At 62.5% G+C, this 15,087-nt stretch carries 14 protein-coding genes; 8 read left to right on the top strand and 6 right to left on the bottom strand.

What is annotated here, in order from left to right:
• Positions 1 to 6 precede the first annotated feature (6 nt).
• Positions 7 to 498 carry a 5-(carboxyamino)imidazole ribonucleotide mutase gene (gene purE, locus ACZ9C1_RS19050; protein WP_031314848.1) on the bottom strand — a complete coding sequence of 164 codons (492 nt, stop codon included), beginning with the start codon at positions 496 to 498 and terminating at the stop codon, positions 7 to 9.
• A 172-nt stretch (positions 499 to 670) separates the two neighbouring features.
• Entirely contained in the window at positions 671 to 1,600 is a 930-nt protein-coding gene (locus ACZ9C1_RS19045) for a LysR substrate-binding domain-containing protein (protein ID WP_023629864.1), read from the bottom strand.
• A gap of 181 nt (positions 1,601 to 1,781) precedes the next feature.
• Between ACZ9C1_RS19045 and aspA the strand changes: the two genes are divergently transcribed.
• The 5 genes from aspA (at position 1,782) to ACZ9C1_RS19020 (ending at position 7,831) form a co-directional block, all read left to right on the top strand.
• On the top strand, positions 1,782 to 3,206 hold the full coding sequence (aspA, locus tag ACZ9C1_RS19040) for an aspartate ammonia-lyase (protein WP_031314847.1): 1,425 nt from the start codon (positions 1,782 to 1,784) through the stop codon (positions 3,204 to 3,206).
• 167 nt (positions 3,207 to 3,373) lie between these two features.
• Positions 3,374 to 4,366 carry an AraC family transcriptional regulator gene (locus tag ACZ9C1_RS19035; RefSeq protein WP_457378927.1) on the top strand — a complete coding sequence of 331 codons (993 nt, stop codon included), beginning with the start codon at positions 3,374 to 3,376 and terminating at the stop codon, positions 4,364 to 4,366.
• A 113-nt stretch (positions 4,367 to 4,479) separates the two neighbouring features.
• The gene (locus ACZ9C1_RS19030) at positions 4,480 to 5,520 is read left to right on the top strand and encodes a histone deacetylase family protein (RefSeq protein ID WP_476254277.1); all 1,041 of its coding nucleotides are present in this window, start codon (positions 4,480 to 4,482) and stop codon (positions 5,518 to 5,520) included.
• Positions 5,521 to 5,522: 2 nt separating this feature from the next.
• On the top strand, positions 5,523 to 6,626 hold the full coding sequence (locus ACZ9C1_RS19025; protein WP_457378925.1) for an extracellular solute-binding protein: 1,104 nt from the start codon (positions 5,523 to 5,525) through the stop codon (positions 6,624 to 6,626).
• Between the two features lie 254 nt (positions 6,627 to 6,880).
• Positions 6,881 to 7,831, top strand: a complete 951-nt coding sequence (locus ACZ9C1_RS19020) for an IS110 family transposase (protein ID WP_111533460.1) — start codon at positions 6,881 to 6,883, stop codon at positions 7,829 to 7,831.
• A gap of 183 nt (positions 7,832 to 8,014) precedes the next feature.
• Here ACZ9C1_RS19020 and pdxR read toward each other — a convergent pair whose 3' ends face one another.
• Positions 8,015 to 9,544, bottom strand: coding sequence for a MocR-like pyridoxine biosynthesis transcription factor PdxR (gene pdxR, locus ACZ9C1_RS19015; RefSeq protein ID WP_457378924.1), 1,530 nt, complete (start codon positions 9,542 to 9,544; stop codon positions 8,015 to 8,017).
• A 90-nt stretch (positions 9,545 to 9,634) separates the two neighbouring features.
• Between pdxR and ACZ9C1_RS19010 the strand changes: the two genes are divergently transcribed.
• Genes ACZ9C1_RS19010 through ACZ9C1_RS19000 form a run of 3 tightly spaced genes read left to right on the top strand, consistent with a single transcriptional unit; the run spans position 9,635 to position 11,401 of the window.
• The gene (locus ACZ9C1_RS19010) at positions 9,635 to 10,264 is read left to right on the top strand and encodes an FMN-binding negative transcriptional regulator (RefSeq protein ID WP_476254276.1); all 630 of its coding nucleotides are present in this window, start codon (positions 9,635 to 9,637) and stop codon (positions 10,262 to 10,264) included.
• A gap of 11 nt (positions 10,265 to 10,275) precedes the next feature.
• Positions 10,276 to 10,722, top strand: coding sequence for an N-acetyltransferase family protein (locus tag ACZ9C1_RS19005; protein WP_476254275.1), 447 nt, complete (start codon positions 10,276 to 10,278; stop codon positions 10,720 to 10,722).
• Between the two features lie 7 nt (positions 10,723 to 10,729).
• Positions 10,730 to 11,401, top strand: coding sequence for a GNAT family N-acetyltransferase (locus ACZ9C1_RS19000; protein WP_476254274.1), 672 nt, complete (start codon positions 10,730 to 10,732; stop codon positions 11,399 to 11,401).
• A 60-nt stretch (positions 11,402 to 11,461) separates the two neighbouring features.
• On the opposite strand, the gene ACZ9C1_RS18995 is transcribed toward ACZ9C1_RS19000, so the two are convergent.
• From ACZ9C1_RS18995 to oadA, 3 genes are all read right to left on the bottom strand, one after another.
• A complete protein-coding gene (locus tag ACZ9C1_RS18995; protein ID WP_102685425.1) occupies positions 11,462 to 11,740 on the bottom strand; it encodes a helix-turn-helix domain-containing protein in 279 nt (92 codons plus the stop codon).
• Positions 11,737 to 13,062, bottom strand: a complete 1,326-nt coding sequence (locus tag ACZ9C1_RS18990) for a type II toxin-antitoxin system HipA family toxin (protein ID WP_476254273.1) — start codon at positions 13,060 to 13,062, stop codon at positions 11,737 to 11,739. Before ACZ9C1_RS18990 ends, ACZ9C1_RS18995 begins: the two co-directional genes overlap by 4 nt.
• Positions 13,063 to 13,277: 215 nt before the next feature.
• Positions 13,278 to 15,086 carry a sodium-extruding oxaloacetate decarboxylase subunit alpha gene (gene oadA / locus ACZ9C1_RS18985; RefSeq protein WP_102685427.1) on the bottom strand — a complete coding sequence of 603 codons (1,809 nt, stop codon included), beginning with the start codon at positions 15,084 to 15,086 and terminating at the stop codon, positions 13,278 to 13,280.
• Position 15,087 lies beyond the last annotated feature (1 nt).

Here is a 15,087-nt window from a genome sequence, read left to right as displayed (position 1 = left end):
TCAGCCTCAAGCCTGACGCGGATCTGGATTGTCCAGCACGGTGTCGGTCTGCTCGGTGCGGAACTGCTTGAGCGCCGCGTGGAACTGCGGGTGCTTGGCCCCGAGGATGCTCGCCGACAGCAAGGCTGCATTGATCGCGCCGGCCTTGCCGATGGCCAGGGTGGCGACCGGGACACCAGCAGGCATCTGCACGATCGACAGCAGCGAATCGACACCCGAGAGCATCGACGACTGCACCGGCACACCGAGCACCGGCAGGTGGGTCTTGGCGGCGCACATGCCCGGCAGGTGGGCGGCGCCACCGGCACCGGCGATGATCACTTCGATGCCGCGGCCTTCGGCCTCATCGGCGTACTGGAACAGCAGGTCCGGGGTGCGGTGGGCGGAAACCACCTTCACTTCGTAGGGAATGCCGAGTTTTTCCAGCATATCGGCGGTGTGGCTAAGGGTGGACCAATCGGACTTGGAGCCCATGATCACGCCAACCAGTGCACTCATCGTCGAGCCTCTTCGCTTGTGCGCCCGCAGGCGCGTCAAAAAACAACAAGCCACGCGGGACGACCGGCGTGGCTTGTTTGCTGATCATGACCGGAATCTATCCGGTCGAGGGGCCGCGCAGTATAGCGTAACGCGAGGCAATCACGGCACCCCCGGCGACCAACTGTCGGCCTTATTTTTCGGGGGTTTGGCTGACTTTCGGGTCAACTGAACCGCCCTCCAGCTTGCGCCACAGCAAGCGCACGTTGGCCTTTCGCACCAAGGCACAGCGATACAGGCGGATTTCCAGTGGCACATGCCACTGGCTGCCACCGCAGATCGCCAGCTCGCCACGCTCCAGTTCGCCGCGCATCGACAGTTTCGGGACCCAGGCGATGCCCATGCCTTCGAGCGCCATGCTCTTCAGACTGTCGGCCATGGCCGTTTCATAGACAGTGGTATAGCGCAGGTTGCGCTGGCGCAGCAGCAGGTTGACCGACCGGCCGAGGAAGGCGCCGGCGCTGTAGGCCAGCAAGGGCACGCTGGCCTCTCCCTCCAGGTCGAACAGCGGCTTGCCGTCAGGGCCCACGGCACACACCGGAAGCATTTCGGTATTGCCCATGTGCAGCGACGGGAAGATCTCGGCGTCCATCTGCAGTGCCGCGTCCGGGTCGTAGAAGGCCAGCATCAGGTCGCAGCCGCCTTCGCGTAATGCATGCACCGCATCACCGACGTTGGTGGCGACCAGGCGCGTGGCGATGTTCAGGCCATCGTTGCGCAATTGCGCCACCCAGCGCGGGAAAAAGCCCGAGGCCAAGGAGTGCGCGGCCGAGACCTGGATCACCTCGCCCTGGCCGCCTTCCAGGTGATGTAAATGGCGAAGAACTTCGCTCAACTGGTCGACAACAGTGCGCGCGGTGACGAGAAACAGCTGCCCGGCCTCGGTCAGCTCGATGGGCGTGCGGGAACGATTCACCAAGGTCAACCCAAGCGCCGCTTCCAGGCTGCGTATGCGTCGGCTGAACGCCGGCTGGGTAACGAACCGGCGCTCGGCCGCTTGCGAGAAACTGCGGGTCGAGGCCAGGGCACTGAAGTCCTCCAGCCATTTGCTTTCGAGGTTCATCGACTACTCCGCACCGCGCGCACCAAAATGGAACACGCTCGATTGTCAATCGGCGTCACATCAAACCGTATGCCGTTTGCGCATAGGTTAGCGTGCAACAGCATTGGCCGCAAAATCTGGGCAGCCCTAGCATTGGCGCCATTCCGGCAGGTGCCGGGTCAAAATCGAGATGATATCCATCATGTCCTCCGCTGCATCGTTCCGCGTCGAAAAAGATCTGCTTGGTACCCTTGAAGTCCCTGCCGATGCCTACTACGGCATCCAGACTCTGCGCGCTGCCAACAACTTCCACCTCTCCGGTGTTCCGCTGTCGCACTACCCGAAACTGGTAGTCGGCCTGGCGATGGTCAAGCAGGCAGCTGCTGACGCCAACCGTGAGCTGGGGCACCTGAGCGATGCCAAGCACGCCGCGATCAGCGCAGCCTGCGCACGACTGATCAAAGGCGACTACCACGAGCAGTTCGTGGTGGACATGATTCAAGGCGGTGCTGGTACTTCCACCAACATGAACGCCAACGAAGTCATCGCCAACATCGCGCTGGAGGCCATGGGTCACCAGAAGGGTGAGTACCAGTACCTGCACCCGAACAACGATGTGAACATGGCGCAGTCGACCAACGACGCCTACCCGACCGCGATCCGTCTGGGTCTGCTGCTGGGCCACGACGCCCTGCTGGCCAGCCTCGACAGCCTGATCCAGGCCTTCGCTGCCAAAGGTAAAGAGTTCGACCACGTACTGAAGATGGGCCGTACCCAGCTGCAGGACGCCGTGCCGATGACCCTGGGCCAGGAATTCCGCGCCTTCGCCACTACCATGACCGAAGACCTGCAGCGCCTGCGCTCGCTGGCTCCGGAACTGCTGACCGAAATCAACCTGGGCGGCACCGCCATCGGTACCGGCATCAACGCCGACCCGGGCTACCAGATGCTGGCCGTACAGCGCCTGGCGATCATCAGCGGCCAGCCGCTGGTGCCGGCTGCCGACTTGATCGAAGCCACCTCCGACATGGGCGCCTTCGTGCTGTTCTCCGGCATGCTCAAGCGCACCGCGGTCAAGCTGTCGAAGATCTGCAACGACCTGCGCCTGCTGTCCAGCGGCCCACGCACCGGCATCAACGAGATCAACCTGCCGGCGCGCCAGCCAGGCAGCTCGATCATGCCAGGCAAGGTCAACCCGGTTATCCCTGAGGCCGTCAACCAAGTCGCCTTCGCCATCATGGGCAACGACCTGGCCCTGACCGTCGCCGCCGAAGGTGGCCAACTGCAGCTGAACGTGATGGAACCGCTGATCGCCTACAAGATCTTCGACTCGATCCGCCTGCTGCAACGCGCCATGGACATGCTGCGCGAGCACTGCATCGTCGGCATCACCGCCAACGAACAGCGCTGCCGTGAACTGGTCGAGCACTCGATCGGCCTGGTCACCGCCCTGAACCCGTACATCGGCTACGAAAACGCCACCCGTATCGCCCGCGTCGCCCTGGAAACCGGCCGCGGCGTACTGGAACTGGTGCGCGAAGAGAAGCTGCTGGACGAAGAGATGCTCAACGACATCCTGCGTCCGGAAAACATGATCGCTCCCCGTCTGGTTCCGCTGAAGGCGTAACCCAGACCGCTGCAAACAGTCTCACCAGGTCGAGGGACTAGACACCTCTCAACCTTTCAAGGGCCCGAGCGCATGCTACGGGCCCTTTTTTTATGCACGGAACAGGCACCTGCTGAACGGCACACAACTTGCTCGGTAATGCTCCCCAGCTCAACGGGATGCCGAGCATGCTGCACAGCCACCTCACCACCCTCAACGCCGTTTCGCTGATCCTCCAGGTGTTCCAGGAAGACGGCGTGGACGCGCAGCACATGCTCGCCGGCAGCGGCATAGGCCCCGCAGACCTGGGCCACGCCGATGCGCGCATCACCACCCAGCAGGAACTGCAGGTCTGCGCCAACGCCGTGTCCAGGCGCCAGGACATCGGCCTGGAACTAGGCCGGCGCATGCACGTGTCGTGCTACGGCATGCTCGGTTACGCCCTGCTCTCCAGTGCCACTTTGGGTGACGCCCTGCGCCTGGCGCTAACCTTTCCGGCACTGCTGGGAACAGTTTTCCAGCTACGCCTGGTGGACGATGGCCAGCGCGTGTGGCTCAGCGCCAGCGACCATTACGACGCGCCTGGGCTGGCCGCCTTCAATGCCGAATTCTGCCTGCTGTCGCTGAAAGTGATCTGCGACGACCTGCTCGGCCGCCAGCTACCGTTGCTGGCGGCCCGTTTCGAACACCCGCGCCCTAGCTATCACGCGCTCTATGACCGTGCATTCCAGTGCCCGCTCGGCTTCGGCGCCAGCGACAACGCCTTCGCCTTCGAACGACGCTGGCTGGACATGCCCCTGCCCCTGGCCGACCCGATTACCCACAAGGCCATGGGCGAACGCTGCCGGCGCCTCAACCTGGAGTTCACCGGCCGCCAGGCGTGGCTTGGGCGCATTCGCCAGCTGCTGCTGCGGCAACTGGATGCCGCGCCTGGGCTGGAAGGTTTGGCACGGCAGATGAACTGCTCGTCGCGCACACTGCGCCGGCATTTGCAGGCGCTGGGCAGCAGTTATCAACAGCTCCTCGACGAGCTGCGCTTCGAGCGGGCCAAGCAGTTGCTGGCCGAGGACCAGATGCCGATCTACCGCATTGCCGAAACATTGGGGTTCAGCGAGACCGCGAGCTTCCGGCATGCCTTCCAGCGCTGGAGCGGCGTGGCGCCCAGCCATTTTCGCGGTTGACCGGTTGCGGACGGCTTGGCCACATCGATCCCCTTTTGGCCGTTTGCGACGTTCTCCAGTACCGGGCAGTCCGTAAAAATGGCTCCACGCCAGTGAATACGGAGAACAACAACGTGCTGACGATCTATTCCGATGACCACCGCCTGCACCATGGCCGCTGCGAGCTTATCGACGGCAAGCTGATGCCCTGTTTCGAAATGCCGTCGCGCGCCGACCACGTCCTGGAGCGCGTCAAGCAGCGCAGCCTCGGGCCCGTGCAGGGCCCCGTCGACTTCGGCCGCGCACCGCTGCAGCGCATCCACAGTGCCGACTACCTGGATTTCTTCGAAGGTGCCTGGGACCGTTGGGCCGCGCTTGGCCAGGAAGGTGACCTGCTGCCGTTCACCTGGCCAGCGCGCACCCTGCGCCAGGTCAAACCCAGCGGCCTGCACGGCGAGCTCGGTTACTACAGCTTCGACGCCGGCGCACCGATCACCGCCGGCACCTGGCAGGCCGCCTACAGCGCCGCCCAGGTCGCCCTGACCGCCCAGGCCGCGATCCAGCAAGGCGCCCATGCCGCCTTCGCCCTGTGCCGGCCGCCAGGGCACCACGCCGCAGGCGAAGTGATGGGGGGTTACTGCTACCTCAACAACGCAGCCATTGCCGCCCAGGCCTTCATCGACCAAGGCCGGCGCAAGGTGGCGATCCTCGACGTCGACTACCACCACGGCAACGGCACCCAGGATATTTTCTATACCCGCAACGACGTGTTCTTCGCCTCGATCCACGGCGACCCACAGGACGAGTTCCCGTTCTTCCTCGGCTACGCCGACGAGACCGGCGAAGGTACCGGCGAGGGCTGCAACATCAATTATCCGCTGCCTGCCGGCAGCGACTGGGCGGACTGGAGCGCGGCCTTGGAGGACGCCTGCCAGCGCATCGCCGCCTTCAATGCCGATGTGCTGGTGATCTCCCTTGGCGTGGATACCTTCAAGGACGACCCCATCTCCCAGTTCAAGCTCGACAGTCCCGACTACCTGGCGATGGGCAAGCGCATCGCCCAGCTGGGCAAGCCGACCTTGTTCGTGATGGAGGGCGGCTACGCTGTGGAGGAAATCGGCATCAACGCGGTCAATGTGCTGGAAGGCTTCCAGCAGGCCCAGCCAGGAGCGTGAACATGACCCGACTCAAATGTCTGCTCGCCCCGCTCATCGCCACCGGCCTGTTCACCGGCGCACTCCAGGCACACGCCGAACAGAGCACCCTGCGGGTGTACAACTGGTTCGACTACATCACCCCGCAAACCCTGGTCGACTTCCAGAAGGACAGCGGGGTCAAGCTGATCTACGACATCTTCGACACCAACGAAGCACTGGAAGCCAAGCTGCTTACCGGCAACTCCGGCTATGACGTGGTGGTGCCGTCCAACGTGTTCCTCGCCAAGCAGATCGAGGCTGGGGTTTTCCAGCCCCTTGACCGCGGCAAGCTGCCCAACTGGCAGCATCTGGACCCGGCACTGATGAAACTGATCGAAGCCAACGACCCCGGCAACAAGTTTGCCGTGCCTTACATGTACGGCACGGTGCTGATCGGCTTCAACCCAGACAAAGTCAAGGCCGTGCTCGGCGACGACGCACCGGTGGACAGCTGGGACCTGATCTTCAAGGAAGAGAACATCGCCAAGCTCAAGCAATGCGGCGTGGCCCTACTTGATTCGCCGTCGGAGATCCTGCCGCTGGCGCTGTCGTACCTGGGGCTGGACCCTAACAGCGGCAAGCCGGCCGACTATCAAAAAGCCCAGGATCTGCTGCTGAAGATCCGCCCGCATGTAACCTACTTCCACTCGTCCAAGTACATGGCCGACATCGCCAATGGTGATATCTGTGTGGCGGTGGGCTACTCGGGCAGCTTCTCCCAGGCCGCGAATCGGGCTCGCGAAGCGAAGAACGGCGTGGTGGTGGACATGCGCCTGCCCAAGGAAGGCGCACCGATCTGGTTCGACATGCTGGCGATCCCCAAGAACGCGGCCAACCCTGAAGATGCCCACACATTCATCAACTACCTGTTGCGACCAGAAGTGATCGCGCCGATCAGCGACTTCGTCGGCTACCCGAACCCGAACAAGGATGCGACCGACAAGGTCAGCCCGGCGATCCGCAACAATCCAAACCTGTACCCGACGGCGGAGGCAATGGCCAAGTTGTACACGCTCAAGCCGTTGCCACGGGATGCCGAGCGGGCACGGACGCGTGCCTGGACCAAGATCAAGTCCGGCACCTGATGTTTTTGGGGCTGCTCTGCAGCCCATCGCCGGCAAGCCGGCTTGTGTCTTGAAAGGCTCTTAGACTGAAGGGGTGAGAGCGGTGGATGGCAGACTGCAAGCCGGCGGTGCCCTAGAGCACGTGTGGGAGCATAGTCGCCATCCACCCCTCACTCTGACCTGAAGCCCGAACAGTTGGATGAGGTGCGAGCTCGAAATCACAAGCGTGGGATAGGTCAGAGCGCTCTCACTTCCCAGTGTAAGAGGGCTTGGCCATGATTTCCTGTTTCGTTGGTATCGATGTTTCGAAGGCGACCCTGGACGTGGGGTTCTGGCCTGAACTTTCCAAGCCATTCCAGCTGAGGAATGACCCTGAGGGGATTGCCCAGCTGATTGCCTGCTTGAACGAGCTTGAGGTCGAGCGGATCGTGCTCGAGGCTACGGGGGGCTATGAGAAAGCGGTTTTCAAGGCGTTACGCATCGCTGATTTGGATGTCGTTCGCGTCAACCCCAAACGCTCTCATGACTATGCCCAAGCAATTGGTCAACTGGCCAAAACCGACAGGATCGATGCCTTGATGCTGGCCAAGTTCGCCCAGCATCTTGCATCTCCCTCAAAGATCGAGCCCAGTCAGGCACGTGATGAGCTGAGCGAGCTGGTCAAGCTACGGGATCAGATCGTTGAGCATCGCGACGATGACAGGCGTCGAATCAAGCAAGCGACTTCCCCTGTAGCAATCACCTTCTTCACTGAGCACATTGCGTCTCTCAACGCTCAGATCAAGGCATTGGATAAACACCTTGCGCAGGCCTCAAAGGCGCTGAACAGCGAGAAAGCCAAGCACTTGGCATCAGTCAAAGGCGTAGGCCTGATTACGACTGCCAAGCTGATGGCCTATTTGCCCGAACTGGGCACGCTGAGCGGACGGAAGATCACCGCCCTGGTGGGGCTGGCGCCCTATAACAAGGACAGTGGGAGCAAGAGCGGCCCACGCAAGATCGAGGGCGGGCGCTACAAAGTTCGTGGCGTTATCTACATGGCGGCTTGGGTGATGATCAGGCACGTCCCTGAGTTCAAGACCCGGTATGACGCACTGGTAGCGCGTGGTAAGCGCCCCAAAGTAGCCGTGGTGGCTTGCATGCGCGTGTTGCTGGTGCGGCTGAATGCCATGCTGAGGGACGGTACGCCATGGAAGGACCATAAAACCCAGGCGCCCGCAGCCTGATCTCTCGGGGGTATTGCCGATAGCGGGGCTTCGCCAGCGACTCCATCTGCAGGGTGTCGCTGGCGAAGCTATGTCTGAAAGGATCGTTCTAAAAAAATCCCCTCAAGACAGTTGCTCCCACAAAGAAATGTGCAATTCCTGTGGGAGCCGGCTTGCCGGCGATGGGTCGCAGAGCGGCCCCATTCAATCTCGCCAGGCCTTGCGCAGGCGCATCAAAGCCTGCGCAATCTCCCCTTCTGGCACTGCCGCGAATCCCAGTACCAGCCCTGTCCTCGCATCCGCAGGCTCCGCGCTGTCCTCCAGCCAGTAGCTGCTCAGCGGAGTGACCTCCACCCCCACCGCCTCCGCCCGCGCAACCAGCTCCTGCTCCCGCGCCAAGTTATCCACAGCTACCTTCACATGCAGCCCTGCTGCGACGTCCGGCATTGCCCCCAGCCCCGGTACCTCCACCGGCCAACCGGCCTTCAGCACATTCCTGCGGGCCAACGCCGCCCGGCGCATACGGCGGATATGTCGCTGGAAATGCCCTTGGGCCATGAACTGCGCCATGACACATTGCGTGCCGACTTCCGAGTGACGCACCGCCAGCGCCTTGGCCTGGCTGAATGCCCGCACCAGGCGCCTGGGCAGCACCAGGTAACCCAGCCGCAAAGCCGGAAAGGCGATCTTGCCGAACGTTCCCACGTACAACACCCGGCCCTGCCGATCCAGTGCCGCCAGCGGCGCCAAAGGCGCACCGCTGTAGCGGTACTCGCCATCGTAATCGTCCTCGACGACCCAGCCGTCCTGGCGCTCGGCCCAGGCCAGCAACGCCAGGCGCCGGGCCAGGCTCATGGTCACACCGGTAGGGTACTGGTGAGCCGGGGTCACGTAAGCCAGCCTGCAATCCGGCAGCTCGGCCAGGCGCGCACAGTCCATGCCCTCTTCATCTACCGGCACGCCCCTGACCCTTGCCCCCGCCAGGGCGAAGGCGTGCCCGGCAGCGCGGTAGCCCGGGTTTTCCACAGCCACCCCGTCACCAGGCTGCAACAGCAACTGTGCACAAAGGCTGATCGCCTGCTGCGCACCACTGGTGATCACAATTTGTTCAGCACTGCAGGAAAGCCCTCGCGACCGACGCAGATAGGTGGCGATCAATTCACGCAACGGCAGCTCCCCTGCCGAGTCGCCATAACCGAGCTGCGCCGGATCGGGATTTCGCCAGAAACCCGCTTGCAGCTTGGCCCAGACCTCGAAAGGAAACAGGTCAAACGCTGGCAGACCAACCCTGAAAGCCCTCGGCGCGTCGCCTTTGGGCGGCGGCAAATGGTGCTTTTCCAGACGCAGCAATGGCTCACTACGCCCTGCGAAACTGGATAAATCCTCAGTATCAGGCGCTTCAAATGTGGATAAATCTGTTGATAACCCCCGGGATAACCCTGTGGACAGTTGTGTGGATAGTTTTCCCAGGCGGCTTACATAGGTGCCATCGCCTACCCGGCTTTCGATGAAGCCCTCGGCATACAACTGGTCATAGGCACGCACCACGCTGTTGCGCGACAACGCCAGCACCGCCGCGAGGTCACGGGTGGCAGGCAGCCGTGCTCCGCCTTCCAGGCGCCCATCCAGCACGCGCGCGCGCAAGGCCTGGTAGAGCTGCTGGCTGAGCCCGCGACGGCGATCCAGGACAATCCCGGCAGGATCGAAAGGCAACGCGTAGGTACGTTCGCTCATGGCATTGGACCTATGAAAACAGTCATGAATGGCTCTTACACCGAACCATTAGCCTGCCTAGGATGAAGCCACAGCACAAGGAACACCGGCATGTACAACAGCAAACCGCATCAGGAACATGACCTTGGCCGCCTGCACCAGCACATGCTGCACACCCGCCTGGCAACGCTGGTTAGCCACGGTGAACACGGGCTGCTGGCCACCCACCTGCCGGTGCTGGTCGCCACCGGCGAGGGCGAATTCGGCACGGTCTACGGCCACCTCGCCCGGGCCAACCAGCAATGGCAGGACCTGGCACAAGGCGCTGAAGCCTTGCTGGTATTCCCCGGCGCCGACGCTTATGTCAGCCCCGGCTACTACCCGAGCAAGGCCGACAACCCCAAGGTGGTGCCCACCTGGAACTATATGGCGGTGCATGCCTGGGGCCCGGTGGAGGTGATCCACGAGCCAACACAATTGCTGGACATCGTCAGCCGCCTGACCGACCGCCATGAGCAAGGCCGCGCAGCACCGTGGAACGTCGCCGATGCTCCGGCTGACTACCTTGACGGCATGCTCCGCGCCATCGTCGGTATCCGCCTGCCGATCACCCGCCTGCAGGGCGCACGCAAGCTCAGTCAGAACCGTTCGGCGCAAGATATCGCCGGGGTCCGCGAAGGCCTGGCTGCCAGCGCCGACCCTGTGGATAACCAACTCGCCGCGCACATGCGCGACTTCTGAAGGAAAGGCCCATGACCAGCATCACCCTGCGCCCGGTGGGCGCCAACGACCACGCTGCCTGGCTGCCCTTGTGGCAGGCCTATCTGCGCTTCTACCAGACCGAACTGCCCGGCGCCGTCAACTCCAGCACCTGGCAACGCCTGCTCGATGCAGACGAGCCGACCCACTCGACGTTGGCCTGGGTCGACGGCAAGGCAGTGGGGATGGTCAACTTCATCTACCATCGTTCCAACTGGAGCATCGAGAACTCCTGCTACTTGCAGGACCTCTACGTGGACAGTGAAGTGCGTGGCTTGGGCATCGGTCGGCAGCTCATCGAGCATGTCTACGCCACGGCCAAGGCCGCCGGCTGCATCAAGGTGCACTGGCTGACCCACGAGACCAACGCCACCGCCATCAGCTTGTACGAGCAGGTCGCCGAGCGCCCGGGCTTCATCCAATTCCGCAAAGCACTGTAGGCCGCACATGAACGACGCATTGAACTGGAAACCCGCCGGTACGCCCAAGGCCGAGCCCATCGAAGGCCGTTTCATCCGTTTGGAGAAGCTTGACCCAGCGCGCCATGGCAACGACCTTTGGGAAGTACTGCAAGGTCCGGGCTCGGACCCAGCGCTATGGGACTACCTGCCCTACGGCCCGTTTGCTGAGCGCGCCAGCTTCGACCGCTGGCTGGAAGGCAACGCCGCCAGCCGCGACCCGCTGTTCTACAGTGTGATCGACCGCGCCAACGGCCAGGTTCAGGGCATCCTCAGCTACATGTCGATCGTCCCCGAACAGGGCCGCTTCGAGATTGGCCACATCGCCTTCGGCGCCGCCATGCAACGCACACCCAAGGGCACCGAGGCGGTTTACCTTTTGAGCAAGCTGGGCTTCGAGCTGGGCAATCGCCGGCTGGAATGGAAGTGCAACGACGCCAATGCCCGCTCCAAGCGCGCGGCCGAGCGCTTCGGTTTTGTGTTCGAGGGCGTGTTCCGCAACCACATGGTGGTCAAGGACCGCAACCGGGATACGACCTGGTATTCGATTACCGACGCCGAATGGCCGGCGGTGGCGGCGGGGTTCGAGCGCTGGTTGAGCGTGGATAACCAACAACCTGAAGGTCAGATGAGGACGCTGGAGGCCTGTCGCCTGGGCTGATCTCATCGCGGGGCAGGCTCCCACGGTAATGCGTGGGAGCAGACTTGTCCCACAAGGCCATCATCTGATCTGACGTCGACGCGTGACCACGCCCATCTGCAGACCGAACGGCTTGAATACCGCATTCAGCGATTTGAGCGTAGGGTTGCCCTCCCCCTGCTCGATCTGGATCAATGTGCGGACCGAAATCTTGCACATCCGCGCAAACTGGGTCTGCTGCATCTTCGCCACTTCCGTACGCAGCCGCCTGACCGCTGCGCCAAGCTCCAGGCTGCCGTCGGCGATGCCTTCACGCACACCGTCGATCAACAACCCGCGAGCATCAATGGATACCGTCATGCCAACCCCCACTCGGCTATCCGCCGCTCAAGCTTGCCCAGCGCAATAGCCGGGTGATTCATGACCCGGCTTGCCAATCCCAGTTCGCTCAGGATATCGGGCAATGCCAGCAACTGGCGGGCATCCTCGCGCAAACGCTGGTACGCCTGCTCCGGGTCAATGAACGGAGCCAGGGCGTTGCACACCGACAACCAGTCGATTTCACCAGCCCGCTCGCTCGTCGCTGGCCATTTGGTTGTCCGTGTTACCCCCTCCTGATCCATCACCATCGGCGCAAGGTCATAGATTGGCGCCATACGCACCGCATCGCGGGTGCGGATGATGGCAGTATTGCGTCCATGGTTGTCGGCGTTGCCCAGGATCTTGTTGATCAGGTCTCGGCGCAGATAATCCGTAATCAGCCCAGGCACCTGTTCCGACTGCCCGGCCTCACGCCATAGCGCGACAAGGGTATCGATCACCTCCAGGTGGCCCATGCGGCTGCCGGGCTCGGTTATACCGCACAGCGAGTAGACCGACTCCACAGCAAGGCGCTGCACTCCCTCTGCGGACACCTGACGATCGAAGCGCTCCATCCAGAGGCTGGGCTTGCGGCCCTCCTCCAACGCCATGTGTTCACTGGCTACCGTATCAATACCTAAACGCTGCAAGGCTTTGTAGTAGAGGTGCTCGGCTCGCAGAATCTCCTGGTCATCGACCAGTGCCTGGTTTCTGGCGAACTTGATGAACCAGTGACGGCGGGCGTGCTCGTCGGCAAGCACGGCATCCGGGTACAACTGCCCGCTTTCGTCCTCTGTCATCAACAGCTTCGGCGCTTCACCGCCAGCACCGGTCGCACCGCCAATGGCCGCTCCCTGCTCATAGGCGTACTCGAGAAAGCGCTGATCCCGGGAAACGACATCCTCGCGGGTAAAACCGATGGGGTTTGCCAGATCCAGTTGCTCGAAGGACTCCTTGATACGCAGGTTACCAATCGGCGCAGGGGTGGAGCGCGCAAGCAGAAACAGGTCTTCTCCCATGCCAGCCGGCCTCTCGCGGCCAATATGCTTGAGCAGGAAGCGTTTGGCGGCACCGGCAGGGGCGATGTCGTAAAGGAATGCAGGGGCGTGGGGCAGGCGATGGCTGCCAAAATCCACCGGCAGCCTTGCACTCGCCGCTTGGCAGAATAGGCTGTCATAGCCATCTGGATTCGCCCTGACGTAGTCGGACAGGTAGCCAAACTCGCAAGGGCTGGCGAGGCTGTGCTCCGGCTGTGCGAAGGTCATTGCCAGGGCGTCCTGCCACTTGCCGTAGACATGGAGCTGGAGCGTAAGTCTGTGCATGGGCCGCCTGTGATTGACTGCATGTGAACGGGTCAACCATTCATTCGATATGCAGCTTAGTGCAGATTTTTACAGAAACTCAATAAATAATCTGCATTAAAATGCATAAACTATAAAGCCACACATCTCATTCTGCAAAATAGTGCAGATTGAATGACAAAAAAAGGGGAGCATCCGCTCCCCAGAGGTTAACCGCTTTTAGATGAAGGCTTGTGTCAGCCTTCAATCTCGATCAGGATTTCGCCCGGGGTCACCCGGTCGCCCTTGGCCACGTGGATGGCCACGACCTTGCCGGCGATCGCCGCCTGCACTTCGGTCTCCATCTTCATCGCCTCGGTGATCAGCACCGCCTGGCCGGCCTTGACCACGTCGCCTTCCTTGACCAGCACATCGACGATGTTGCCCGGCATGCTGGTGCTGACGTGGCCCGGCGCGCTGGCCTGCTTGCGCTTGCTGCCGCCACCGCCGACGAATTCGTTGAGCGGCTCGAACACCACTTCTTCCGGCATGCCGTCGATGGACAGGTAGAAGTGGCGCTTGCCTTCGGCCTTCACGCCGACACCGGTGATGTCGACGCGGTAGGTTTCACCGTGGACATCGATGACGAACTCGGTCGGCACGCCTTCACCGCCCACCGCCCCCACCGCGCCGGCTTCCGGAATCGGCAGCAAGGCTTCTGGCTTGAGGGTTCCGGCTTCACGCTCCTCGAGGAACTTGCGGCCGATGTCGGGGAACATGGCGAAGGTCAGCACGTCTTCCTCGGAGTGAGCGAGGCTGCCGATGTCGGCGCGCAGCTTGGCCATCTCCGGCTTGAGCAGGTCGGCCGGGCGCACGTCGATCACGTCCTCGCTGCCGATCGCCTGACGGCGCAATTGCTCGTTGACCACACCGGGGGCTTTGCCGTAGCCGCCTTGCAGGTACAGCTTCACTTCATTGGTGATGGTCTTGTAGCGCTCGCCGGCCAGCACGTTGAAGAAAGCCTGGGTGCCAACGATCTGCGAGGTCGGGGTCACCAGCGGCGGGAAGCCAAGGTCTTCGCGCACCCGCGGGATCTCCGCCAGCACCTCGTTCATGCGGTTGAGCGCGCCCTGCTCCTTGAGCTGGTTGGCCAGGTTGGAAATCATCCCGCCCGGTACCTGGTTGACCTGCACGCGAGTGTCCACGGCGGTGAACTCGCTTTCGAACTGGTGGTACTTCTTGCGCACGGCGTAGAAGTACAGGCCGATCTCCTGCAGCAGCTCGAGGTCGAGGCCGGTGTCGAACTCGCTGCCCTTGAGCGCGGCGACCATCGACTCGGTGCCCGGGTGGCTGGTGCCCCAGGCGAAGCTGGAGATCGCGGTGTCGATATGGTCGACGCCGTTCTCGACGGCCTTGAGCTGGCACATCGCGGCCAGGCCAGCGGTGTCGTGGGAGTGGATGAACACCGGCAATGACTGCTCGGCTTTAAGTGCCTTGACCAACTCGCCGGTGGCGAACGGGGTCAACAGGCCAGCCATGTCCTTGATCGCCACCGAGTCGCAACCCATGGCTTCCATCTGCTTGGCCTGCTGCACGAAGGCATCGACGGTATGCACCGGGCTGGTGGTGTAGGCGATGGTGCCCTGGGCGTGCTTGCCAGCGGCTTTCACCGCCTCGATGGCCACGCGCAAGTTACGCACGTCATTCATGGCGTCGAAGATGCGGAACACGTCGATGCCATTGACCGCAGCCTTGGCCACGAAGGCCTTGACCACGTCGTCACTGTAATGGCGGTAGCCCAGCAGGTTCTGCCCACGCAGGAGCATCTGCAGACGGGTGTTGGGCAGCGCGGCACGCAGCTTGCGCAGGCGCTCCCACGGGTCTTCCTTGAGGAAGCGCACGCAGGCGTCGAAGGTGGCGCCGCCCCAGACTTCCAGCGACCAGTAGCCGACCTTGTCGAGCTTGTCGCAGATCGGCAGCATGTCTTCGGTGCGCATGCGGGTGGCCAGCAGGGACTGGTGGGCGTCACGCAGGATCGTGTCGGTAACAAAGATTTTCTTGGACATT

This window comes from Pseudomonas sp. TE21435 (genome assembly GCF_056279265.1).
The sequence above is the reverse complement of the archived record's forward strand: the minus strand, read 5'-3'. Positions and strand labels throughout refer to the sequence as shown.